The sequence below is a fragment of the Acinetobacter sp. F16 genome (genome assembly GCF_052712855.1).
Genome location: NZ_JBRATK010000001.1, coordinates 215,996 through 240,306 on the forward strand (window position 1 = coordinate 215,996; position 24,311 = coordinate 240,306).

Below are 24,311 nucleotides of genomic sequence, written 5' to 3' on the forward strand. Positions count from 1 at the left end.
CACTCATCATTTAACGATCAGTGATATTTCTTTATTTGTGCAAGAGTGCATGTGATTTGCGGTTTAGAGGATTTGAAGGTTTATTTATATCTTTTCAATTACAAATAAATTTATTTTTTAGACATTCTAAAGAAATTAATTTTTACAATTTTGTATGGTTTTGAGCACTTTTTGTCACTTTTTGTCATTTATTGGTGAGTATTATAAGGGTATAAAAAGTAATCCACTTTATATAGGGGAGTGGTATATGATGAGCACACTAGAATTATTATTAACTTCCTCATCTGTGCTGATGTTGATGCTAGTGATTTATGCCTTTGGGCAAATGTTTAATTAGTTAAAAATATGCTGTATAAAAAAGCACCTTAGGGTGCTTTTTTATTGAACTGAACTTTATTCACTGAGTTTTATTAAAGCACTTTAGGCTGTTTTATGCCCTGTATGTACAGTGTGAATGAGTTCAGATAAATCATAGCCCAAGCTTTCCGCATAAGTTAAATATTCTTGTTTGGTCGCTTCATCCAAGGTTACATCGCGATTAAGGAGCCACAAGTATTTTAAGTCAGGTTCACCCACCAGGACTGTGTTGTAATTAGCGTCAATTTTTAAAACCCAATAATCGCCTTTGGTAAAGGGAATCCAGCGTAAACCTTCAGGCAGAAAACTCACTTCAAGTTTGCCATTTGGTCCATCCACAATAGTGGCTTCCGCAATGGCTTCATCTAAAGCTTTGTCCTTATCTAAGCAGCGGTTTTGCACCCGAACTGTGCCATTTTCATTTAAGCTATAAACAGCAGAAATATCCGTACTATCTTCTGGTTGATGCTTCATGGGCAAGCGGGCTATTTCATACCACGTGCCAAGATAACGATTTAATTCAAAATTAGAAACTGTTGGGATTTTATCAGACATTTTTTATCCTTATTCATGTTTTATTAGGCGACTTGAGTAGTGTTGCCGATAATTAACATATTGAATATATAGAATTTGTTTGGTTATGTAATTTTATATTTTTAAAACATTATATTTTTTTAAAAGTGATTTATATATTTATTTTTAAATTATGATCACAAATAATTTACATCGCTAAAAATTTATATTAAGTTATTTTTATCTATATTTGATTTAAGAATCATTAATTTTTCTATCTTTATTTATTCACTAATAGGTTATTTGATAATAATATTTAATTTTATAAATATACTTTTATTTTTATATTATATTTTGATACATCATCGCTATTTTTATTAACTTAGCTTCAGTATATGCTGATATTGTGATTAATAATTGGACTGATATTGTCATTAAGTGAAATGACCAGCAAGGATACTATTATGTCTAAATCGAAATCTCAGAATCCACCGGAATCTACTAATCAACGAAATCAACCCATAAAACAGCCTCACCACTTACCGGAGCATGACCATAGGAATAATGAGAAACGATCGCCTGAAAAGCCAGCACAGAGCGAGAAATAAAATAGCTTATTATATCAATAGTATGTTGAAAGGGGGCTAGGCCTCTTTCAACAGGATAACAGGAATAAATTATGCATATTAAAACCGTAAAAGTGTAAATGAAAGATTAATTAGAATTATGGGGACTTATCAATGGGCTTTAAATTCTACCCGAGGGATTTTTTATAGACCAAGATCTTCTCGATTTCACCGATTAAAGGGTTATGTAAAATGAACATGACAACAACCTATCCGCAAAAATTAGTCACATTTTATAAACTGGAAAGTCCTGATATTCAAAGAGGTGTTTGGGCTAATTATGATAAAAATGGAAATTTTATAAATCTTACCAATTATTATGGTAAAAAATTAGAATTAATTGGGCCTGATCGTGTCCGTATAGATGGAGAAGTATGGGTATGTAAAGATCATTTTAAATAGATGTTTAATATAATTTATTTAGATTATTCTGTCGACTGTAAATATAAAAGCTATATATAAATTAATAAAAAATATAATTATGTAATTAGATTTTAAAAAATTGAACTTTGAATCATAACTGATAAATCATTATTAAATAAACTTAGTGGCGATGAAAAATTAAAGAAAATTCCAACAGAATCATATATATTTGTATTTTTATAAAGCTCATAGGGCAAATAAAAATGATCTCAAAACAATTAAGAATACTTAGCTCTGTTCTAGCGGTTCTTGGTATCTCTGTATTTTGTGCATTTCAATATTTTTTACAAACCGAAGAGTTTGGTGGCTTTAAGGAAGGGACTGAACAATACAATGGTTATCGCTATGCCCAAGACAATCAACTGAAGTCTATAGATCAGTGCGATGATGAAAGAGATGATCCCGCCATGAATTTTAATCCTGATTTTTTGCAAGGCTGTAAGCAGTATTTTAATCAATAGAATGGACTGTTAGTGGTGAAGGTTATTCTTGTTGATCTCACTTAAAATATAATACAGCAAGCTAAAAACAAGCCCTTCCAAATAGGGCTTGCTCGCTAAATGGTTATATCTAATTTAAGCAGCATCCCAATTATTTTTTACTTCTTCTGAGGCTACATGAAGAAGAACTTGATTATCTTTAATCTCACTCACCCGGGGAAATGCAATAAGAGAATGGCTGCCTTCTTCATTAAGTAAGTATACTTGAGTAGAGAATTATAATTTCAACCTAAGATTTTAGGTTTTATAGTGTTGAACGCTGAATAGATTCTTTATTTAATTTTATAAATGATTGAAAATGAAATAATCATTTAAAAATGATTGCTGGTGTTTTGATCTGATGATTCAAAGCTCATAGTTGAGATCTTTTATAGTAATAAGCCCTTATTTATTGAATGAACAGCATAATTCATATGACGGAACTGAGAGCTTTTAAAGCTCTTATGTATCAAAAATACTATTACTGGAATACTACTACTGGCGTTTTTCTGACTTGCGCTGTTTGGGCGTTGCCACATATTCATCTTTCATTTCAAAGAAGAATTGATTTGCTTCACTAGCGTTGCAATTTAGCCAATCCATTCTATTGTCTTAAGGTATCACAATAATAGAACGCTTTTCATCATTAGGTTTATGGAATTGCTTCATAAATGGATGACGATCCGCATTGATGGTGAGCAAGCTCATTGATCTGACCTGTTTATTGTCGATTACCGTATTTTCATAGATCGCTGCAAGTGTAAAAGGCAGTCCGTCCTCATGAGAAATTCCATACCAATGCGGTGTTCCATCTATATATTTGGGTTCAAAAATTGTTTCAACAGGAACGAGGCTAAACTGGTTTTTATGCCATGCATGTCGAAAACTCGGCTTTTCAGCCACACTTTCAGTTCTTGCGTTATAGGTATGACGACCGTATTTTAACTCTTTGGCCCAAAAAGGAATAAGGCCAAATTTGGCCAGATCCCATTCGGGTTGATCTGCGCCATGCATTAAAATTGGCGCGTCATATAAAGGGAAAATATCATTTGGAAATTCAAATGGAGGCTCCGGAAGATCCAGAAGAAATGCTCTATTTCTTTTTATTGCTTCAAAATTTGCACACATGAGCGATCTCTTTATTTTTATTCCTCCTCATTAAACCAAAAATAATCAGCAAAAATAATCAATCTTACAAATCTAGAACCATTTCTATAAATACCAGGCATTTTTAGAACTTTAATCATATCGCGTTTAAGGAAAACTAGAAGGGTGGAGTGTACCAAGCCTGATCTGTGCTTAATTATTGAATTGAAAAGCTTTGATTTAATGCGTAGAGTTTAAAATAATTTTATGTTTCCTGTTCCGTGTTGTCTTTAAAAAAAGAATATATAGCCTATCTTGATAATATGATTGTTTGTTTAGATTAATTGATATAAGGAATTTTTTGCCAATGAGTTTAATTCATTATATCTGGAAAATAGATAATAGAAATTAGTTGAAATTTATATAACCTCATCCTGAGGTATGTTTTAGTCAAATCATTATGAAGTCATTATAGAGGGTGCGCCCACTATAATTTCGTGGAGACAACAGTATGCTTAATTCCCTTCGTAAACTATTCTGCTTTCATGTTTATGAATTTAACTGGAACCATAAGCATGGATATACTCACGAATGCCGAAAATGTGGTAAAGCCGATTAATAACTTTTTCAATGAGTTGGAAGTCCAATAAAATCCTGCTAAATAATAAAGATTGGCAGGATTTTTTCTTGTTTATTTATGGAATTGGGTTAAAACAACGATGAGTTACTGAGCTTAGAAATAACTCATTAATCAAATTAATACTTCTAGTGCTTTCAGTAAATAATGTGAATTTAAATTTAAATAATATATTTTAAATCAATAATATATATTGGTTAAGCTTACATGGAAAGAAATTGAAACAGATGCAAGATAGGATAATAAAATTTAAGGAGTAGAGTGAAAAGTCGTAATGAGTATTTCTAATCACTAATAGGATACAAATAAAATGGCTAATCAGCAACCAATGCAGCAAAGTCAGCATAATCAGCAGCCGGATCAACAGAAGCAATCGAATCAGCCACAGTCGGATCAGCAGAATCAGCACATTCAGGAATCTAATCCACAGAAGCAGCCCAATCAGCACCCTCAAAATCCGCAAAAGCAACCGAGATAAACCTTGCTTTATTCGCCTTGAATTCAGGTATTCAGGGCTTTTACTGCTTTAAATTTTTAATAGATAAACTGCGCAATTGTTTTTATGGGTCTTTATTTCCTGCAGAGGTAAACAATAAATAAAATGAACTTAAAACCATTCAAAATCATAAGTGCTGTTTTAGCCATTATAGGTATTGCAACCTTTTTATATTTTCAATCTTCAATGAGACCAGAAGAATTTGGTGGTTTCAAAGAAGGAACTGAACAATACAATGGTTATCGTTATGCGCAGGACACGCTTAAGTCGGTAGACCAGTGTGATGATGATAAAGATGATCCGGCCATGAATTTTAATGAAGAATTTTTTGAAGGCTGCAAGAAGTATTTTGAAAAGTAAAAGTAACTTTCCAAATAAGTTTTCTTACCCAAAGTTAATAGGCACTGATTCCTCAGTAGTTTAGTCATCCTCAATAATAACGTCTGCCTTTCTAAGAACTCTCTGCAAGGGGCTAGAATAAAAATCTCAGCATCTCTAACTGCTAAAGTTTTTGAATCATCTTTATCAGACCTTCACTGCCATTGACTAAAAATGTTAAAATGCAGTTAAATTACTTTTTACGTATGCGAATCATTAAATTAATCGTAATAAATTAAAAAAAATTTCATCCTGAAAAGAAAAATTACTCAAAATGGACGAGAATAAACGGTTTCTCTATATTCGCTATACTTTGTCATAAATTTTTGGTGCTATATTTTTTACTACTCCAAGAAGTTAAAGCAGTAAAAATAATTAAATGGTAAACAGAATACTGGCCCGCTTAATTCCCCGATTAAGCGGGCTTTTTTATGTATTAAAATATCATTAGTTAAACTTTTGTAATATTTGAACTATTTTCTGTATTTTTTAAAGTTTTAGTATGTTTTTTATTTTTCTAACGGTATATAAAAAATATAGAAAAGCGCTGTAGTTTCTTAAATTTACTTTGAAATATTAAGTATGGCTCATTTAGTTTGCTCATATAGTTTTAAGTGAGCCTTTTTATTTTAGGAAAAAAGTATGCTCCATTTTTTAATGTGTTTATTGGGTCTTCATGGTGCTACAGAGATTAATTACACGGTTGATGGTGAACAAGCAAAGTGTGCCGTGATTGCTTGAGAGAAGTAAAATAGTTATCCAAATTGCCAGACGTATTACGGCACATAAAGCCCCGCTCAATATGCATTATTGGCGGGGCTTTTCTTTTCATATTGAGAGTAACCGTGACAGTTCGTATACAAGCTAAAAAAGATTTACAGTTTTGTTATGATGAGCTGAGTAAATAGCAAAACTTAAGTCGAACGGTTTTAAGGCGTACTAAACTAGTCGCTATGGATAATATTATGATTCGCTTAAAAGAGTTATTGGTAATTTACGAACGCTTCTGCATTCGCGATTCTAAAAGATGAGTTACGGCTCGATTTCACACGAAATAGATCTAAAAGATCATTTTGCTGATGTCTACAAGAGAATATTTTTGAATGATTCTTAAAGTTGGATATTGAAAAAATATTTAAAAACAATAATTTGTTTGCTTTTGTAACATAAATCCTGTAACTTGTTGCACTTATACACACTATAAGTTAATAAATTGCGAATCTATTCCTCTACAACTATTGCACTCACATTTTTAATTTTTGGGATGATGATTTTTTCCCACCTACAAAGAACCTATATTACTATTCCCATTTAACCTGATTTACCGATCTGTATAAGCTGTAGCCTCCTTTGGGAGGTTTTTTTAATACTGAATATTTTCATAATTTTTTACTTATTTCATTAAAGTTTTCTTGATGAAAATTCGCATCATGAAGTATAAAAATAGAACAATAAAAATAGGAGGGAAATGGAATGGATACAATAGATATACTGGAAGTAGTGGTAACATCATCTTCAACTCTTATTCTTATATTTACGGTTTACCAGTTTGGGCAAATGTTTAATTAATATCTCCGGAAAGAAAAAACCTCCTCATTGGAGGTTTTTTTAATGGAATTCATTTGACTGTGCCGGATGATTTGAAGTGGGATTGGGTAGCATAGAATAGATATCTTAAATAAAAAAGCTCATCAAATAGATAGGCTTCTTTTATTAACCCAACATGCCGTAAATTTATTTTTTAATATTTTGTAAACAGGTTTGTAGACTAATTTCTAGGCTTTTAAATTAAAATGGATGAAAAATCCATCCCATGAAATGCAACTATCAATTATATTAAGTTATTGAAAATAAAATGGAATACAGCTAAATGCTAAGCTTGCCCATCCAGCATAAACTGGCAGGATTCTACTTTTTCTACTATTCGATAGTAGGAACCTTCATGCCTTTTTGGAGCCTTTATCTTGAAGATCAAGGTTTTAATTATCAAGAAATCGGGCTTTTATCTTCCATTGCGATTGTGACACGCTTTTTTGCGCCATTTATTTGGGGATGGATTGCAGATAAATCTGGCAAGAGAATGTTGCTGGTACGCATCGCAACATGGATGGAAGCCTGTATCTGGTTCATGATTTTCCTGATTCCAAATACTTTCCAGTCCGTCGCCTTACTTATGCTGATTTTTAGTTTTTTTCAAAATGCCATTTTAGCGCAATTTGAAGGGGTGACTTTATTCTGGTTAGGTGAAAAGCGAACACAACTCTATGGCAAAGTCCGAAAGTGGGGTTCAGTCGGTTTTATTGTAGGCGTTTTTGGCATCGGGGCTTTATTGGAAGTTGTTCCAATTTCAATGTTACCTGTCATGTTGCTGTGCATTGCATTTCTGGCTTTCATCTGGTCCTTTAGCATTAAAGAACCGAATGCAGCACCGCACGCACAGCAGCAATTAGAACCACTGTTACCGATATTAAAACGACCGGTCGTAGCTGCGTTTTTTGCAATTGAATTTGTATTGTTATTTTCCCATGCGCCATTTTATAGTTTCTATAGTAACTACTTGCATCAAGTAGGTTTCGGCACCACTGAAATCGGTTTTTTATGGTCCGTTGGGGTTGTAGCTGAAATTATCATGTTCGCTTTTGCCAATATGTTTTTAACTCGATTTTCCTGGCGTAGTCTGGTTAGCCTGTGTCTGGTGCTGACCGGAGCAAGATGGATTGTGGTTGGTCTATTACCATATTCATTTATTGCGCAGTTTTTAGCACAAACCATCCATGCTTTTAGTTTTGGCTTGTTTCATATGATTGCCATGCGGATTATTTTTCAAAATTTTTCAATGGGGCAACAAGGTCGTGGACAAGCGATGTATAGCACCATGTGGGGCTTGGGTGTAGCTATAGGGAGTATTTTGGCAGGAAGATATTGGCAACTGATCTCTGGGGAGACGGTTTTTATTATTGCCGGACTTTCAACTTTATTGGGCTTGCTGTTTGTTCGATGGCTACCGAAACAGATCCAGCAAGCCTAGACCTAAGGCTTAATACTTAATCAATATTATTGAGAGTCTATTTTATAGCTGGATTTCACTGTATCGATTGAACCAGGGTTGGGCTTGTTCAAGTTGATTTGCGAGTTGCAGTAACAAGTCTTCACGGGCAAAAGGTGCAATAAACTGTGAACCTAAAGGCAGATTGTCTTGATTCCAGTAGAGTGGGACAGACATTGCTGGAAGACCGGTGATATTGGCCAACTGGGTAAAAGGAACCCATTTTAGATTTTCTTTGACAATTTGATCGACCAGTTTTCCTTGAGCTAGTAAATGGGCTTTGCGAAGTTTTAATAGGCTTTTTAGAATCGGTTTTTGCCAGTTGGGGATTTTAATTTCACCATTTTTAGGTGCGACCGTGGCGGTGGCAGGAGTTAAATATAAGTCATAGCGATCAAAAAAATGGTTCATTTTTGTGGCATAGACACCCCAGTTATTCAGGTTGTGAATATATTCAAGTGCAGTGGTTTGACCGCCAAATGCAGCAAGTGCAAGTGAATCCAGTTCAAAATCGCTATTTTTTGCCTGATATTGTTGTTTGATTTGGTCAAGGATATAAGAAAACTGACTGAACCAGGTGGTAATAAAATCTTTGGCTAGTGCCATGCCGTCAATTGGTGGTGTATCTTCCACCACAGTATGGCCTAACGACTCCAATAATTTCGCCGTATGTTGAACGGCAGCAATTGCATCTTTAGAAACATGGGTACCTATAGGTGAATGGGTACTAAAAGCAATTTTTAATTTCTTAGGCGGATGTTGCATGGCGTCTAAATAGCTACTTTGAGGATGTTCAATTTTAAACAAAGAACTATGTTCAGCGCCGTGGGTCGCATCCAGCATTGCTGCGCTATCGCGTACCGTTTTTGCGAGGATGTGTTGAATAGCGGCTCCATGCATGGCTTCACTCATTTGTGGGCCCCACGGGGTACGTCCACGGCTCGGTTTTAAACCAAATAAGCCACAGTAAGATGCTGGAATACGAATAGAGCCACCGCCATCTCCAGCGCCGGCAATCGGAACAATCCCTGCTGCAACCGCAGATGCGGAACCACCTGAAGATCCGCCACTATTGTGTTTTAAATTCCAGGGGTTGTGACAGGTTCCCCAGGCATCAGGTTCGGTAATTCCTTTAATGCCGAATTCTGGGGTGTTGGTACGACCAAAGGTGACAATGCCGGCATTTTCCCAACGGTTCACAATTTCAGAATTATGTTCAGAAATATGATTGATGCGTTTTAAGCCTTTACACCCATATGAAGTGGGATAGCCTGCATATTCTTGAAATAAGTCTTTCACTAAAAAAGGCACACCAGCAAAAGGACCGGTTAATTCTTGTTGAGTGCGTTTCTGTGCATAGTCATGCATGGGGATAATAATGGCGTTTAATTGGGGATTGGTATGATTTGCGCGCTGTAAGGCTAAATTCAGTAATTCTGAAGATGAAACTTCTTTGTTTGCAACTAATTCCGCCAATCCTAGCCCATCATATTGTAGATATTCAGAAAGATTCATTAAGGTCCTGGTTTTATTTTTGATATGAACTTTAATGTTTGTAATGGATTTTATATAAAGAAGCAATACTGACCCGATTTACCCCCAGAAGCTCTAGATTGATAAATAACTGGAGCAACGATAATTAGAAAAGCGTTGGCTTGCTGCTCCCTAAAGGATCATTTAGGCGATCCAGTTAGGTTCCCAAAGGAGGGAAGTTCTTGATCGCTTTAGAATATAGCCTAAGTGTTAAAAATTTAAGTTTCTATCCTGAAATTTAAACAAGAAAATTTTGATCATCAGTTAAAAGATAGGAGGTTATTAAAACTCATATTAAGTAGATCAGTAATATTCAATTGCATAATGAATAATTTAATATTTTCAACTCACTATCTTGCTATTTTTTAGATAAAAATGAGTGAATATATTGTTGTAATATGGTGATAAATACTGGTTTTTCATAAAAATATGCTAAGTTATAGAGAGAGATTTTTAGCCTTGAACTTCTGTATGAAAAACGCATATCTAACAATTTTACTTATATTATGCTCATCTGTAACGATGGCAAATGACAATAAAGCAGTTGTGGCAACAGAAGCTGACGCAGCTGAAACAGAAAGTTCAAATACGATTCGTATCGCCACTCGTCCTGAAATTGTTGGTCTATGGGGAATGCAAGTTGCCAATAATAAAAAATGTATTGAATATTATAATTTTAAAAGTAATAACAACGTCGTCATAAAAAGTGGGGAAGAATGGTCATCAGGCATTTATGACTATCAGCAATCCCAAGAGGAACGTACTTTATTGCCTGCACTGGTTTTGCAGGTAAAGTATGACAATAATGAAAAAGATTGCTCGGGTCTTCAGGAAGATCAAACCGGTGAAATTTCCCAGTATTTTGTGCAATGGAAAAATCCGTCGACTATCAATTTTTGTAGTAATGAAAAAGCAGAACAATGTTTTGCGACATTACGCCGTGTTTTACCTTAATCGCTGAAACCTAAGCTGTACAATTATAAATATAAAAACCAAATATAAAAAACCGCTCTTCAGGAGCGGTTTTTTATATAAGACGCTTGTATTAAGAAGCTTCTTTTTGTTGACCTTCCAATTTCTGGAGCAAATGCTTTTCAAGATAATGAATATCCATGGCTTGAGCACAGAAGTTTTCATCTTGCAAGATCAGGTCTTTATGCAAAGGAATATTGGTTTTAATTCCAGTTAAGATCATTTCTTCTAATGCTTGTTTCATACGTGCAATACAAGTTGTACGATCTTTACCATGCGCAATGAGTTTTGCAATCATTGAGTCATAGTAAGGTGGAATGCTATAGCCTGGGTAGATGTGTGAATCCAGACGAATACCTGCACCACCTGGCGCATAATAATGCTCAATTTTTCCCGGAGATGGCATGAAATTGCTTGGATCTTCCGCATTAATACGGCATTCCATCGCATGGCCATGACATTCAACATCAGCTTGTTCAATCTCTAGACCAAGGCCGCCCGCAATACGCAGTTGTTGTTCAATAATGTCGATACCAGTGACCATTTCAGTGACTGGATGCTCAACTTGAACACGGGTATTCATTTCAATAAAGAAGAATTCATCATCTTCAAACAAGAATTCGAATGTACCCGCGCCACGATATTGCATCATCTTACATGCATTTACACAGGCTTCTAAAATATCAGCGCGTGCTTGTTCGGGTAAGTTTGGTGCAGGTGCTTCTTCAAGCACTTTTTGATGGCGACGCTGTAAAGAACAGTCACGGTCAAAAAGGTGAATGGCATGGCCATTACCATCAGCCAAAATCTGTACTTCGACATGACGCGGCTTTTGCAAGAAGCGTTCCATGTAGACAGTGTCATCACCAAACCACATTTCTGCATCACGCTGTGCTGCCTGAACAGACTCAAGTAAGGTATCTACACGTTCTACAATACGCATACCACGACCACCACCACCTGAAGCGGCTTTAACAATCAGTGGGAAGCCAATTTCTTTCGCTTCAGCCAAGGCATTGTTGGTGGTTACTGCATGAGCAGAACCTGGAACGGTTGGAACACCGGCTTTACGCATCGCGGTAATGGCAGAAACCTTGTTCCCCATTAAGCGGATATGTTCCGGACGTGGACCAATGAAGATAAAACCTGAATTTTCGACAATTTCCGCAAATTCGGCATTTTCGGACAAGAAGCCATAACCCGGGTGAATGGCATCTGCACCGGTAATTTCAGCAGCAGTAATAATTGCTGGAATGTTTAAATAGCTTTCACTACTTGCACCCGGACCAATACACACAGCTTCATCTACAAAGCGAAGGTGCATGAGGTCTTTGTCGGCATCGGAATAAATACCAACGGTTTTAATTCCTAAAGTTTTGCAAGCGCGGGTAATGCGTAAAGCAATTTCACCACGGTTTGCAATTAACACCTTTTGCAACATTTATAAATCCCCGTGGTTTTACGCGCGATAGCGGAAAAGTGGTTGACCGAATTGAATGACTTCACCATTTTTCACTAGAATTTCTTCAACCACACCGCTTTGAGTCGCTTCAATCGGATTCATGATTTTCATGGCTTCAATGATGCCTAAAGTATCACCCGCAGAGATGGTTTGACCCACTTTAACAAATGGAGCTTCGCCAGGGCTTTGTGCAGCATAGAACACACCAACCATTGGTGAGGTTTCTACAGCACCACGTGGGGTTTTTGCCACAGGTGCCGCTGCTGGAGCAGCAGCCATGGTTGGAACGCCTGCCGCAACCACTGGATTGCGACGAGTCAAGGCGATGGATTGATCACCTTCTTTAACTTCTATCGCTTGTAAGTCAGATTCAATCATCAGGTCGATGAGTTTCTTGATTTTACGGATATCCATGAGACAGTATTCCTAATTATGATTGCGTAGAAAGTTGAATTTTTTCGATGGCATAATTTAGTGCTGCGGCATAGCCTTGAGCACCTAAACCGCAAATTACGCCAACGGCTTTATCGGACAAATATGAATGATGTCTAAATGCTTCACGAGCATGCACATTCGATAAATGAACCTCAATAAACGGGATCGCGACACCAAGAAGGGCATCACGTACTGCAACAGAACTATGGGTCAATGCAGCAGGATTGATAATGATGAACTGAACGCCGTCTTGTTGGGCTTGATGAATTCGGTCCACAATTGCACCTTCCCAATTACTTTGGAAAGTGTCTAAAGAAAGAGATGAATTTTGAGCTTGAGCGATGAGCTTCTGATTAATATCTTCTAGGGTGAGATGTCCATAAACTTCAGGTTCCCGCTTTCCTAATAAATTTAAATTCGGTCCATGAATAACCAAAATGGTCGAGCTCATTCAGCTTGCTCCAATTATAAGTTTGCAAATTCACCTTGCAAGATGTCAGCAAAGTTTGCGTATTATGGCATATATTTCCACATTTTTATTATGAGCTGTTTGAATCAATGCGGAAGCTACGTGTCAAAACTGAGCTATATAATGAAAACTTTGCAAGGAATTGGCAATGTTAAAAAATGACATTTTTTATAATTATTACTATTTTTTACATTGTAAACTGAATTGACCAAAACAGTTCATTTATTTTGTGTAACTGTCATGGCTGAATCGTCGATAGTCAGAAGTTCTTGCCAACATGTCGTGTAGCGTGGAGATCGGTGATGTTGTTTCATTTGCCATGCCGGGCTGGTGGAATGGTAACCAACCTGTATGCAATCTGAACCGTAGCGCTGCTTCATTTCCAATAAGGTTTTCATCAAATCATCACGCTGTTGAATCAGATCTAATGGCTGCCATAAATCATGAATATGCTGTTGCTTGGAATGCAGCGCCGTAAACATCACTTCAACTTTGACATATTTTTTATTTTCTTTAAATAAAACATCTATTTGCTTTAATGCTGCGTGGCTTAAAACCAGTAAGTCATCGGTGGTATATTCAAGTCCTACTGCATGGGAATTACTCTTTTTGTAAGGTGGATTAGGTATTTTTTCATATAATGCAACATGCACACATGCGCAAAGTTGCTGTTGTGCAGTTAAGCGTTTATAAGCACGGTTTACATGAAAAGTAAGGGCTTGTTTGAGGATGGGCTTTTCGCTTAAAGCTGACGCAAAACTACGGGAGGAAAGGATTCTTTTTGAAGGGGTCGCAGGATCATCCAAGGCAATACAGGATTGACCTTTTAGCTCACGGATAGTGCGTGCAATGAGCACCGAGAACTGCCTGGCAAGATGATGTTCATTGGCAAAAGTTAAGTCATAGCCATTATAAATTTTATAATCTTGAAGTTGCTTGCTGATTTTACAACCAATACCCCAAACATCTGCTACCGGTGTTTCTTGAAGCAAGCTTTCATAACTACATAAGTCCAAGTCAGGTAAAAAGCACAGTGACTTAAAGCCGGTTCTTTTTTTCGCAAAATGATTCGCCAGTTTGGCTTGGGTTTTGGTCGCACCAATGCCTATACAACAGGGTAAGCCTATCCATTGATTAATGGTGTTGATTAAATCATGGCAGTATTGTTTAAGATCCAGGTTTTTTACATAAGGCGTTAAACAAATAAAGCACTCATCTATAGAGTAAGGTTCCAGATCCTCTATATGAAAGTATTGCTGCAAGATTAAAAAGAAGCGCCGTGACATATCGCCATATAAAGCATAATTGCTTGAAAATACTTTTACTCCCGCCTGTAAAGCCTCTTTCTCAATTTCATACCATGGAATAGCCATCCCAATATTTAAAGCTTTGGCTTCATTACTACGGGAAACTACACAACCATCGTTATTGGAGAGCACAACCACAGGTTTTCCATTCAGCTGCGGGTTAAATACGCGTTCACAGCTCACGTAACAGTTATTAATATCTATTAAAGCAAACAGTTGTTGTTTCATTATTTTTGATCTTGATTTTGTAACGTTATCAAGTAAGCATAAAGAGATGAGCAAGCAAACTCAAATTAAAAATTTGTGAATAATCAATAGGGGATCAGATGCGGAGGTTTAACCTCATGTAAGCTTCAGTGTAATTCGGGTTAATAGCGTAAAGGTAGCCAAGAGTGACTTACTACAAATCAATAAATTAATATTCTGAATATTACAATGAATCAAGTCGATACAGTTTGCAGGTTGGTGAAACTGAAATATGCGTTAGATTAGTAAGAGTCGTAATTAGTACGGCATATCCCTAACAACTAAAGGATGGATATGGAAATGGCTAATCAACAACAACCCAATCAACAGAACGACAATCAACGTCAACAACAGCAAAGCAATCAACAAAGTGACAAACAGCAACAACAGCAAAGTGATAAGCAACAGCAACACAATCAACAACAGCAAAAAAATCCTCAGCAACGCTAAGGGTTAAGCAAAAAGCCTCAAGATTCCTCTTGGGGCTTTTGTCTATCTATAGAAGTGGCAGATATAGAGCTAGGAGATTTTGTGCTAATAAAACATTCTCTATTTGACTAGAGTGTTTATTCATACAGAATAAAACTAAATTTTATTGCACTTATATAATTTTATTATCGTAATTTTTTTAGAATACAGGTTACAACGCCCCAAATAATTAGCTGTTCTTCACTGCGTAAATAAATATCCGGATATTCCGGATTTTCTGCTTTCAACCAGATCTTGGCTTGAGCATTGTTTTGTTTCTCTTTCATCAGGCGTTTTACCGTGAACTCATTATTGATTAGGGCTAAAACAATATCGCCGTGTTCTGCGTTTAAGCTACGATCAATGAGAATCTGGTCATCTATATCTATACCTGCATTTTTCATCGACAAAGAATTCACCCGTAATACAAATGTACTCAGAGGGTTATGGATCAAGTATTCATTTAAGTCGATAAAGTCTTCTGTGTAGTCTTGAGCAGGAGAAGGAAAACCCGCAGCGACCGATTCCAGAGGATAAGGAATATCTAACTGTGTTCGGATTTGAATTGGATGCAGTTCAATGTTCCTGATGCGATCATCTTCAGGCTTTGGCTGTAACCATGCCTTGATTTCCAGCACTTTTGATTCTGGTACCCGCATAACCACCGTTTTTTCTTGATACTGGGTTTTTCGCCCGGCATTTTTGCGTCTGCCGCCGTGGCTATGTTCTATTATCGTGGGATCTTTAGCTTTCATTGTTATTTCTTGATTTTGTAACTATTTCAAGTTTAACAAAAAACACTGAAAATAAAAAGATTGCCTACATATTTATGATCTAGTTTATTATCTAAGATAAAATGTCCTATTCAGCTCAATTTACCAAGGTATAAGCCATGAACCAGAAATCTCCATTAGAAGAATTAATCGCAGAACAAAAGCTATTATGCGAGGAATTTGATTCTGCTTATATCAAAGTCAGTGGTGACGATGTTGTTGCGGTTGCTGTAGATACCTTAAATCAGGAACCGATTGTCGGGATTCGTAAAAAGCCTGAAACTGAAGAAAATGTCGCCTGGTTTATCTATGGTGGGGAAATGGGAGAGGGTGAAGATTTTTTTCAAACCATGACTGTTCGAGAGTTGCAGGATATTTTGCCTGAAGTCCTTCCATACCTGGCTTTGGCTGAAGGTTTCCGCTTTATGATTGATCGTGAAGATTATGAAGATGTATGGAAAGAAGGCCAGGCTTAAGTAACAATAAGCCGATCAAATTGATGATAGGAGCCACTGAATAAGTGGCTTTTATTTTTTAAGCATCTGGATCTAAAAGTAAAAATATTTAAAATATGGATTAAGACTTTAATCAATACTTCTGCAATGATCAAAGAGTGATTAAAGCCGATTCTAGTAAGTCGTGCTAAGTCACTTAATCGCTTTAAATGAAACGGCAGGATTAAATGTTGAATCCATCAAGCCATGGGTTACATTTCTATGTTGGTGTATAAATAGACAATTATTTGTACTATGTTAATATGAGATAGAAATATACCTTGTGTAACGGGAGTTGTTCCATGACAGCTTATACCATCATGAAAGCAGGCAAATATGAGGATGATATGATTCCTAAACTTGCTATACATGCATTTCGTCATGCCTTTGACAAAGCATGTACGGTCGCGACAGTCGTTTATACAAAAGAACAGCAACTACTACAACGCGAAGTGAATGGACAGGAAACCGTGATTCGTGACCTGTCTAAGGCTTATGTGAGCGTGGATCATCTGCCTAAAGTTTTAAAGCGCAAGAAAACCCAAGAGGCAGCTGTATAATTTAATGCCTCAACCAAGAATAAGAATGTTTGCCGGTCCCAATGGATCTGGAAAGAGTACAGTCAAAGAATATTTATTGCCCCATCATATTGGGGCTTATTTAAATGCCGATGAATTAGAACAAAACCTGAATACTCGCCATCAACTGGATTTGAGGGCTTATCATCCTGCTTTAAAAGCACAAGATCTAATAGATTTCCTCAAACAGAAAAAACGTCCGAGTGCTGGTCAGTTGGTTACTTTGCTAAAAAGCGAGCCTGTTTTATTAGAGAATGGGAACATTCAGTTTGATACATCGGAAATAGATTCCTATCTCTGCGCACGTATTATTGATTATATTCGCCTGGAATTTTTACATTTGAAGATTAGTTTTACTTTTGAAACGGTGATGTCGCATATTTCTAAAGTGGAATTTCTACAACAAGCCAAATGCCAGGGTTTTAAGACCTATTTATATTATGTATCGACTGTAGATCCGATGATTAATATTGCTCGAGTTAAATATCGAGTCAGTGTGGGTGGACATCCTGTACCAGAACAAAAGATTGTGGAACGCTATTACCGTAGTATGGATTTACTTATGCAGGCGGTAGATGCCAGTGACCGAACCTATTTGTTTGATAACTCTTCCAATGGTGAAAAGGCTGCATTTATTGCAGAAATTCAATCGACAGAAACTTTAAAAATGAATCCTGAGCTTCAGCAATTGCCATGGTGGTTTGCAGAAAAAGTCCTGAAAAATTTTATAGAAGAATAAGAAATCTTCTTGGATCATTTCATAAGATAAAAACCATTGATGCAGATATTGATGTACCCGAAATTGAGCACGAGCAACAACACAAGAATCACAATATAGATATGACTTCAGAATTGGAAATATTTGATTTTGCAGCAGCAGTAGGCAGTAATTTAATTGATATATTAGTTGACGCGTGGAATCCATTTGGATTTTTAAAAGGTCTGCAATAAATTAAACAAGATTTAACCATACTTTATAGTAGTTACGCTGTGTAAGACGTATAGTGATTTATAGGGTGGTTTTGCCTAATTTTCCATCTTTCGATATTCAATTCACAAAATATCCATCATATAAATATATTTTTATATATAATATTTAAAAGTATATTGTTTGGAACACTAACACATGCACGATTTCTTGCTCGCATTTCTAGGTGGAACACTTATAGGTTTGGCCGTCGTGGGATATTTGTACGTCAACGGTCGTATTGCTGGGGTGAGTGGCCTGATTGCTCAAGTATTAAATCCTCAAACGATATTTAAGACCCCAGCATTATGGTTTGTGCTCGGGTTATTTGTGGTGCCATTTTTCTATGGCATGCTGCAAACGCCCAATATTGAATTTAAGGCAAGTCCGTTGATGATGATTGTTGCGGGATTATTGGTGGGCTTTGGTACCCAAATGGGCTGTGGGTGCACCAGTGGGCACGGGATTTGTGGCATAAGCCGACTGTCTAAACGTTCAATCGTTGCAACATTGACGTTTATGTTCGCAGGGTTCGTGACGGTTTATATCATTCGCCATATTACTGGAGCATTCTGATATGAAAAATCTTTGGGCTTTTGTCTTCGGGGGAATTTTTTCAGTTGGGCTTATGCTGTCCGGCATGTCTAATCCGAAAAAGGTATTGGATTTTTTAGACCTGTTTGGTCAATGGGATCCAAGTCTTGCATTTGTGATGCTTGGGGCGATCGCCGTGACATTTATTCCATTTCAAAAAGCAGTGCATCAGCAGGCGCCTAAAACAGTGTATGGAGATGCCATTGATTTATCTAAAAATAATAAGATAGATTCTAAGCTTGTAACGGGAAGTTTGATTTTTGGGATCGGTTGGGGGATTGCAGGAATTTGCCCAGCACCAAGTCTGACTCTGATTGGTCTGGGATATTATCAAGCCCTTTATTTTATAGCCGCAATGATGATTGGCATGTTAATTCATCGTAAATTGATGGGAAGAAATTCATGAAGCAACATCCACAAGTGCAGCATTTTTTTGATGAGCAGACCAATACCTTTAGTTATGTCGTGACAGATCCTATAAGTCAGCGCTGTGCAATTATCGATAGTGTTCTGGATTATGATGCGCCGTCTGCGACAACCAAGACCACGCATGCCGATCAAATCATTGACTATATATATCAAAATAGCCTAAGCGTAGAATGGATTTTGGAAACCCATGTCCATGCAGACCATCTCACAGCATCGCAGTATTTAAAAGAAAAATTAGGTGGCAAAATCGCAATGAGCAAAAAAATTGCCATTGTGCAGGAAACATTTGGTGCAATTTATAATATAGACATCAAACACTTAAATGCTTATCAATTATTTGATCATTTATTTGAAGATGGCGAACAGTTTAACATTGGTCAATTGACTGCCTATAACATCCCAACGCCAGGGCATACGCCAGCCTGTCTAAGCTATGTGATTGATGATGCGGTATTTGTCGGGGATACCTTATTTATGCCGGACTATGGCACAGCGCGTTGCGATTTTCCGAAGGGCAGTGCTGCTGATTTATTTGATTCAGTCAAAAAGCTCTATCAATTAGATGAAAATATCCGGGTTTTCCTGTGTCATGATTATTTACCCAAAGAACGGCAGCAATATAGCTGTGAAAGTAGTATTGCTGAGCAGAAGAATACCAACATTCATCTGAATGCTAGTACCACTAAAACTGCTTTTGTTGAGATGCGAAACCGCCGTGATGCTACCTTGTCCATGCCTAAACTGATTTTACCTGCGATCCAGATCAATATGAGAGGCGGACAGTTTCCAGAAGCTGAAGCAAATGGCATTCGCTATTTAAAATTGCCCTTAAATTATTTTAAATAAGCGATTTTACTGCAGGAAGACATGAGGAAAGGTCTGAATATGGATAAAGATTAATCTTATAGGTTTTTATTGTAAATATATGTTTTTAAATATATTATAAATTCAACCTCATGTATTTCTTGATCTTGCTTGTTCTTAAAAATTATCCAAAGGGAATGATATTCCGAGAAGGAATCTTTTTTATCCATTTTATATAGTTGTAAATAGCCTAAGCAAAAATATATTTTTAAAAAATGGCAATTGATTAAATACCTATTATCAATAAACATAAGACTATCTAAAAATGTAATGAAAGAAATCCATGATTCTCAACTATCAAATTCATCTCAATGAAGCGGCTACAGAAAAAACACCTCTGGTATTTATTCACGGTCTTTTTGGCAGTTTAAGCAATTTGGGCATGCTGGCGCGTGCATATTATCAATCCCATTCAGTGATTCAAATTGATGTCCGTAATCATGGACATTCAGCCCATTCGCCAGAAATGAATTATCCAGTCATGGCAGCGGATATTCTGGAAACACTGGATGCTTTGAATATTCAAAAATTCTCCGTGATTGGCCATTCTATGGGCGGAAAAATTGCCATGCAATTGGCGAATAGTGCAGGAGAGCGCTTAGAACAATTGGTCGTGCTGGATATGACTCCATTTGCATATAAAGAAAGTCATCACGATCAAATTTTTAAGGCCTTATTTGCAGTACAAAATGCACAGATTGAAAGCCGACAACAGGCAATGCAGATCATGCGTGAATATTTGCATGAAGAAATGGTAATCCAGTTTTTAATGAAATCGTTTAACAAGGGACAATGGCTATTTAATGTTGAGGCTTTATTTAACTATTACCCGGATATTATAAATTGGGATGTGATACAGCCTTGGCAAAAAGAAGCATTGTTCATTCGTGGCGGTAAATCTGCATATATCAGTAAAGATGAACATTTTGCTGCGATCCGGCAGCAATTTCCCCATGCTAAAATTGTAGTGCTAGAAGATGCAGGACATTGGTTACATGCGGAGAAAACCCAGCAAGTTCTGGATGAAATGAATAAATACTTAAACTAGGCTCAAATATTAAAAGTAGCAGCTGATAAATTCAGCTGCTGCTGTAATTGATTAATTTATATTATTTGCCAACAGTTGACCTTCAGAGGTGAGCTGTTCAGCCATTTCAGCCGTTTTTCTAAGTCCTGGCATGCGATATTCTGTATGACCATAATCCTGAATGGATTTCCAACGGCCACCCCAAGTCAAACCTACCGATTCTGCAACTTCCCCATATAATTGGTAGCCTTGCATTGCCCATGGGTCACGTTCAGAAATAACCACTTTGCCATTGCGCTTAAAGGCCACATCGGCGGCTAAACCAAATTGATGATAACTTTGAAAACCTCTGGCACGGGTAATATTGCTATTACCCGCCAAGGAATTTTGACGTTCAGGACTGCGATAACCCTCTAATAACACCATTTCATAACCATGACGTTGCTGCATGATTTTAAAGACCATCAGTAAACGCTGTTTATAACGCGGATTCATTTTGTGCCACTTGCGATCAGCCGCTGCCAGATCGGCATGTGAATGCTGCATATGCACATCTTCAACATTTGGGTTAAATACTTTTGCCTGAACATTGGGCTGAGCAGACTCAATATTCGTTGCAGCAATAATAGCTTCTTCAATGAGTGATTCTTCCACTTCGGGTGGTGGTGAAAGTATTTGTCCCTCAAGCAAGGCATAAATTTGAGGATCCACATCTCTTAAATAATCGGCTTCAATTTTGGTTGGATTAATCGATCGCGTAAATGCAAAAAACAAGATACTGGTAAACAGAAAAAAGCCGGCAGCCAGAATCCACCATTGTTGTAAATGCCAATGCGACTGGATTTGTTCAGGAGCTGCAGCATTATTCAACTGTTGAGCAAAATACCTGACAGAGTTTAATTGCTTCTTACTTTGAGGAATAAGCACCAGAAAAGATTGTTGTACTTTAGCGCGTAATTCATAAGAAAATAATAAAGCCAGGCTGCAAGCCAAACATATAAAGCAAATAAAGATGACAACAATCATGGAGCCACGGCGGTTTCTTTGGGCACTGCTGGCGTTTTGTTTAAGCTTTTTGCCCCAAGTTTTGATTGGACCTGAGGTATAAATATTTTATTTAAATCATTCTTTTGAGGTCGAGGAAATTCAATAGAATATTCCATATCTTGCCCTGACTGATGGGTATGAATATCCGGTTTAATGATACGAGTGTCTAGCTCTGTAGTAAGCAGCTTATTTTTTAGATTATCTTGTTCGAGGTGGTCTGTATGGGTGGATAGCAAGCTACTTTCAATTTTATTATGAATGAAATGATGTAAATAAACAGAACCTGCAATAGCGCTAAAAATAACGCCCATACAAAAACCTAAAACTGCATACGATACGGGTGGGTGAGGTATCTTTTTTGCAGGCTGTAATATTCTCAAAGAAATCTGTTTTTCTTTTGCCATTTTTTTATTTTCTTTTATGGTAAATGAATGGTGATATAGGCTTGTTCGGCAGGTGAACTAATAATGTTCTGATAACCTGCTAATGAATTATTATTTTGCTTGGAAAGCATAAAATTCAAGCCAATAAATGACAATAAGGCAAAAATTGCTAAAAAGATTAAAATCCCAAAAAATGGTAATTCGCGATGAATAATATTTTTAATTTGATCAGGCAAGGCAGCAAATGGAGAAAAGGCGGTTTTTTTGCCTTTTAAAAAGTCAATTTCATCTCCAACACGTGCCACCAGATGACTTAAATTTTGTATAGACTCAATTCTGAATTTTCCATGAAAACCCAGAAGCATGCAGTAATGAAAGACTTCCAGTGCTGCCAGCCGTTCTTTACCGTGACTACGAAGTGATTCCAGGATTTCAAAAAAACGATAGCCTGCCAGTTGTGAACCAAAAAGGCTTAATTGTAATGGGCTAATCATCCAGTGATTCTGCAACTCAAAAAACTGTGCATCTTGTTGTGTGACAATGGTTTCATCCAGTAATGCACAATAGGCATATTTGGCATCATGAATATCATCTGCTGAAAATTGCAGCTTTCGCGCCTGATTTTCAAAGCGGTTTAACAGATTCAAGATCTTGTCACGAAATTCATCTGCATTGGCTGGAACATATTGGTTTTTCAGTAAAAAAACGATATAGAAACCATCATATAATAAATCGACAAGATTAGCCGTACTGGTGATTTTAGATTGAGTTATGCTTGGGTTCAGACCTATCCCAATTTTGCCATCCTCAAAGAGCGAAGGGGCATTATTATTTATAGTCATGGTAATGATCCTTAACTATTGCATCACTGCAATCAGTTCAATCGAGATATCCTGAAAACCTGCAGGGATATAAATACAAATCGATTCCGCTTCTAGCATCCGTTGGTATAACTCATTATTCGGTTCAATTTCGAAATAACTGACACCGGAACGTACTGGAATAGCGGTTGGAACTTGCATTAAGTGATGTAAAGGAATGACTGGAAGGGCTGCAACTACACGCTGTTCAACATCCATGATATTACCAACTTTAAAACGTAGCGGTACCAACTGAACCAGTTCATGGTTTTGCATCATGCCACTTGAAACTGCAATATAAAGTCGTGTTTCACGCGTAATTTTGTCTGATTCCAAGCTTCCAAGCCAATAAGATGGGCGCATTTCTTTTAAGGCAATACTGATATAGCGATTTGAAATAATCGTATCGAGTAAATCGCGTAAAATAACATCTAGCTGGGAAAAACTTTCTTGCAATTGATGGTGCTTATACTGTGGTAATTGATCAACTTCATATGCAGTAGAAAAGGTGAGCAGTGATCCGGTTAAACGTAATAATTCAAAAAACAGTCGTTCTGGATGAATATGCGGATATTGTAATAGATGATTCAGGGTCGCATGTGCAGTATTTAAGGCATTGACCAACCAAAAAGAGACAATATCGCCTGAACGGAATTCAATCAACTTTTGCTCATTTTCACGATTGTTGCTTTGAATGGTTTTAATCTTGGCCTTGATCACATTCAAGGTACGTTTTAACCCGGAAATCAGCGTTTCGCATGCTTCAATATGCAGGATTGGAGGAATAAACTTGCGATCAAGTTCAAAATTTCCAGAACTTTGACGTTTAACTTTCGCTACGGGTAAATACAAAAAGCCATCTAGTTCATGGTTGGGTTCAACACTGGATTCAAATAATTTAAATTCCGCACGGCGTCGTAATAAAGTGATATCTGCTGCACTCGCATCAGTAAACAAATCATGAGTTTCTGTATGATGTGAATGATAACGGCTAGGCTGGGTACTGGTTTCAAACGCTACATTACGTTTATTCGGCTGAATCAACGGTAAGGCCAAATAAACCATTATTTCACCACGTAAACTTAAATCATCCATTTGAATGGGTTGGGGTAATAAGTCGCGTGCAGGCGCCTGGTAAATATCTCCATCTTGCCAAATCATGTTCACTTTTTCCAAAGCCAGGACATGATTACTTAATTGCACTTCATCAAATTCGATGGATTGCACACCATAAGCAAAAGGAATGGTCGAACGAATCGTATGATTCAAGCGCTGTTCATGATAGGCATCCTGTAATTGAAAATGTTGTGGGCGTAAAAATAAGCCTTCGCCCCAAAGAATCTTTTCTGCTTTAAACATTTA

At 36.9% G+C, this 24,311-nt stretch carries 25 protein-coding genes and 2 pseudogenes; 15 read left to right on the plus strand and 12 right to left on the minus strand.

All coding sequences use genetic code 11. The features are described from left to right. Positions 1-420 precede the first annotated feature (420 nt). Positions 421-912: a lipocalin family protein gene (locus ACU0NF_RS01045; protein ID WP_445659849.1), complete on the minus strand. Its 492-nt coding sequence runs from the start codon at positions 910-912 to the stop codon at positions 421-423. A gap of 782 nt (positions 913-1,694) precedes the next feature. On the opposite strand from ACU0NF_RS01045, the gene ACU0NF_RS01050 reads away from it, so the two are divergent. Together ACU0NF_RS01050 and ACU0NF_RS01055 are read left to right on the plus strand one after the other, a co-directional pair. Further along, positions 1,695-1,898: a hypothetical protein gene (locus ACU0NF_RS01050; RefSeq protein ID WP_131266378.1), complete on the plus strand. Its 204-nt coding sequence runs from the start codon at positions 1,695-1,697 to the stop codon at positions 1,896-1,898. 224 nt (positions 1,899-2,122) lie between these two features. Continuing rightward, complete coding sequence (locus ACU0NF_RS01055; protein WP_445659850.1) at positions 2,123-2,380, plus strand: hypothetical protein; 258 nt, start codon at positions 2,123-2,125, stop codon at positions 2,378-2,380. Between the two features lie 513 nt (positions 2,381-2,893). On the opposite strand, the pseudogene ACU0NF_RS01060 reads toward ACU0NF_RS01055, so the two are convergent. Then, a pseudogene (locus ACU0NF_RS01060) lies at positions 2,894-3,526 on the minus strand (SOS response-associated peptidase family protein). A gap of 905 nt (positions 3,527-4,431) precedes the next feature. Here ACU0NF_RS01060 and ACU0NF_RS01065 point away from each other — a divergent pair. The 3 genes from ACU0NF_RS01065 to ACU0NF_RS01075 all read left to right on the plus strand — a co-directional run bounded on the left by ACU0NF_RS01065 (position 4,432) and on the right by ACU0NF_RS01075 (position 8,023). Beyond that, positions 4,432-4,599, plus strand: a complete 168-nt coding sequence (locus ACU0NF_RS01065) for a hypothetical protein (protein ID WP_445659851.1) — start codon at positions 4,432-4,434, stop codon at positions 4,597-4,599. A 123-nt stretch (positions 4,600-4,722) separates the two neighbouring features. Beyond that, complete coding sequence (locus tag ACU0NF_RS01070) at positions 4,723-4,977, plus strand: hypothetical protein (protein ID WP_445659852.1); 255 nt, start codon at positions 4,723-4,725, stop codon at positions 4,975-4,977. A gap of 1,888 nt (positions 4,978-6,865) precedes the next feature. Continuing rightward, positions 6,866-8,023 (plus strand): MFS transporter, encoded by a 1,158-nt coding sequence (locus ACU0NF_RS01075; RefSeq protein ID WP_445659853.1) that lies wholly within the window; start codon positions 6,866-6,868, stop codon positions 8,021-8,023. A gap of 42 nt (positions 8,024-8,065) precedes the next feature. Here the strand turns inward: ACU0NF_RS01075 and ACU0NF_RS01080 are convergent, their stop codons facing one another. Further along, positions 8,066-9,556 (minus strand): amidase, encoded by a 1,491-nt coding sequence (locus ACU0NF_RS01080; RefSeq protein ID WP_445659854.1) that lies wholly within the window; start codon positions 9,554-9,556, stop codon positions 8,066-8,068. A 489-nt stretch (positions 9,557-10,045) separates the two neighbouring features. Between ACU0NF_RS01080 and ACU0NF_RS01085 the strand changes: the two genes are divergently transcribed. Next, positions 10,046-10,528, plus strand: a complete 483-nt coding sequence (locus tag ACU0NF_RS01085) for a hypothetical protein (RefSeq protein WP_131385023.1) — start codon at positions 10,046-10,048, stop codon at positions 10,526-10,528. Positions 10,529-10,619: 91 nt separating this feature from the next. On the opposite strand, the gene accC is transcribed toward ACU0NF_RS01085, so the two are convergent. The 4 genes from accC to ACU0NF_RS01105 all read right to left on the minus strand — a co-directional run bounded on the left by accC (position 10,620) and on the right by ACU0NF_RS01105 (position 14,447). Further along, positions 10,620-11,987, minus strand: coding sequence for an acetyl-CoA carboxylase biotin carboxylase subunit (gene accC / locus ACU0NF_RS01090; protein WP_131385025.1), 1,368 nt, complete (start codon positions 11,985-11,987; stop codon positions 10,620-10,622). Positions 11,988-12,005: 18 nt separating this feature from the next. Further along, positions 12,006-12,422 (minus strand): acetyl-CoA carboxylase biotin carboxyl carrier protein, encoded by a 417-nt coding sequence (gene accB / locus ACU0NF_RS01095; protein ID WP_131385027.1) that lies wholly within the window; start codon positions 12,420-12,422, stop codon positions 12,006-12,008. A gap of 16 nt (positions 12,423-12,438) precedes the next feature. Next, complete coding sequence (aroQ, locus tag ACU0NF_RS01100) at positions 12,439-12,894, minus strand: type II 3-dehydroquinate dehydratase (RefSeq protein WP_131385029.1); 456 nt, start codon at positions 12,892-12,894, stop codon at positions 12,439-12,441. Between the two features lie 236 nt (positions 12,895-13,130). After that, a complete protein-coding gene (locus ACU0NF_RS01105) occupies positions 13,131-14,447 on the minus strand; it encodes a Y-family DNA polymerase (protein WP_445659855.1) in 1,317 nt (438 codons plus the stop codon). A gap of 318 nt (positions 14,448-14,765) precedes the next feature. Here ACU0NF_RS01105 and ACU0NF_RS01110 point away from each other — a divergent pair, with 318 nt between their 5' ends. Continuing rightward, complete coding sequence (locus ACU0NF_RS01110; protein WP_165492595.1) at positions 14,766-14,915, plus strand: hypothetical protein; 150 nt, start codon at positions 14,766-14,768, stop codon at positions 14,913-14,915. Between the two features lie 164 nt (positions 14,916-15,079). Here ACU0NF_RS01110 and ACU0NF_RS01115 read toward each other — a convergent pair whose 3' ends face one another. Beyond that, entirely contained in the window at positions 15,080-15,688 is a 609-nt protein-coding gene (locus tag ACU0NF_RS01115) for a LexA family protein (protein ID WP_445659856.1), read from the minus strand. Positions 15,689-15,825: 137 nt separating this feature from the next. Here ACU0NF_RS01115 and ACU0NF_RS01120 point away from each other — a divergent pair, with 137 nt between their 5' ends. The 8 genes from ACU0NF_RS01120 (at position 15,826) to ACU0NF_RS01155 (ending at position 20,680) form a co-directional block, all read left to right on the plus strand. Continuing rightward, positions 15,826-16,182 (plus strand): immunity protein Imm33 domain-containing protein, encoded by a 357-nt coding sequence (locus tag ACU0NF_RS01120; protein WP_131266282.1) that lies wholly within the window; start codon positions 15,826-15,828, stop codon positions 16,180-16,182. A gap of 320 nt (positions 16,183-16,502) precedes the next feature. Next, positions 16,503-16,760 (plus strand): hypothetical protein, encoded by a 258-nt coding sequence (locus ACU0NF_RS01125; RefSeq protein WP_445659857.1) that lies wholly within the window; start codon positions 16,503-16,505, stop codon positions 16,758-16,760. A gap of 4 nt (positions 16,761-16,764) precedes the next feature. Beyond that, the gene (locus ACU0NF_RS01130; protein ID WP_131385039.1) at positions 16,765-17,517 is read left to right on the plus strand and encodes a zeta toxin; all 753 of its coding nucleotides are present in this window, start codon (positions 16,765-16,767) and stop codon (positions 17,515-17,517) included. Further along, entirely contained in the window at positions 17,472-17,729 is a 258-nt protein-coding gene (locus ACU0NF_RS01135; protein WP_131385041.1) for a hypothetical protein, read from the plus strand. The genes ACU0NF_RS01130 and ACU0NF_RS01135 overlap by 46 nt, the downstream gene beginning before the upstream one ends. A gap of 175 nt (positions 17,730-17,904) precedes the next feature. Then, on the plus strand, positions 17,905-18,321 hold the full coding sequence (locus ACU0NF_RS01140; protein ID WP_445659858.1) for a YeeE/YedE family protein: 417 nt from the start codon (positions 17,905-17,907) through the stop codon (positions 18,319-18,321). 1 nt (position 18,322) lies between these two features. Then, the gene (locus ACU0NF_RS01145) at positions 18,323-18,745 is read left to right on the plus strand and encodes a DUF6691 family protein (protein WP_445659859.1); all 423 of its coding nucleotides are present in this window, start codon (positions 18,323-18,325) and stop codon (positions 18,743-18,745) included. Beyond that, complete coding sequence (locus ACU0NF_RS01150) at positions 18,742-19,614, plus strand: MBL fold metallo-hydrolase (protein ID WP_445659860.1); 873 nt, start codon at positions 18,742-18,744, stop codon at positions 19,612-19,614. The genes ACU0NF_RS01145 and ACU0NF_RS01150 overlap by 4 nt, the downstream gene beginning before the upstream one ends. Positions 19,615-19,915: 301 nt before the next feature. Further along, positions 19,916-20,680, plus strand: a complete 765-nt coding sequence (locus tag ACU0NF_RS01155) for an alpha/beta fold hydrolase (RefSeq protein WP_445659861.1) — start codon at positions 19,916-19,918, stop codon at positions 20,678-20,680. Between the two features lie 51 nt (positions 20,681-20,731). Here the strand turns inward: ACU0NF_RS01155 and ACU0NF_RS01160 are convergent. The 4 genes and pseudogenes from ACU0NF_RS01160 to tssK all read right to left on the minus strand — a co-directional run. Continuing rightward, a pseudogene (locus ACU0NF_RS01160) lies at positions 20,732-21,520 on the minus strand (M15 family metallopeptidase); the annotation flags it as partial. A gap of 161 nt (positions 21,521-21,681) precedes the next feature. Next, a complete protein-coding gene (locus ACU0NF_RS01165) occupies positions 21,682-22,110 on the minus strand; it encodes a hypothetical protein (protein WP_445659862.1) in 429 nt (142 codons plus the stop codon). A 14-nt stretch (positions 22,111-22,124) separates the two neighbouring features. Further along, on the minus strand, positions 22,125-22,931 hold the full coding sequence (gene icmH, locus ACU0NF_RS01170) for a type IVB secretion system protein IcmH/DotU (RefSeq protein WP_445659863.1): 807 nt from the start codon (positions 22,929-22,931) through the stop codon (positions 22,125-22,127). A gap of 15 nt (positions 22,932-22,946) precedes the next feature. After that, a complete protein-coding gene (gene tssK, locus ACU0NF_RS01175) occupies positions 22,947-24,308 on the minus strand; it encodes a type VI secretion system baseplate subunit TssK (RefSeq protein ID WP_445659864.1) in 1,362 nt (453 codons plus the stop codon). Positions 24,309-24,311 lie beyond the last annotated feature (3 nt).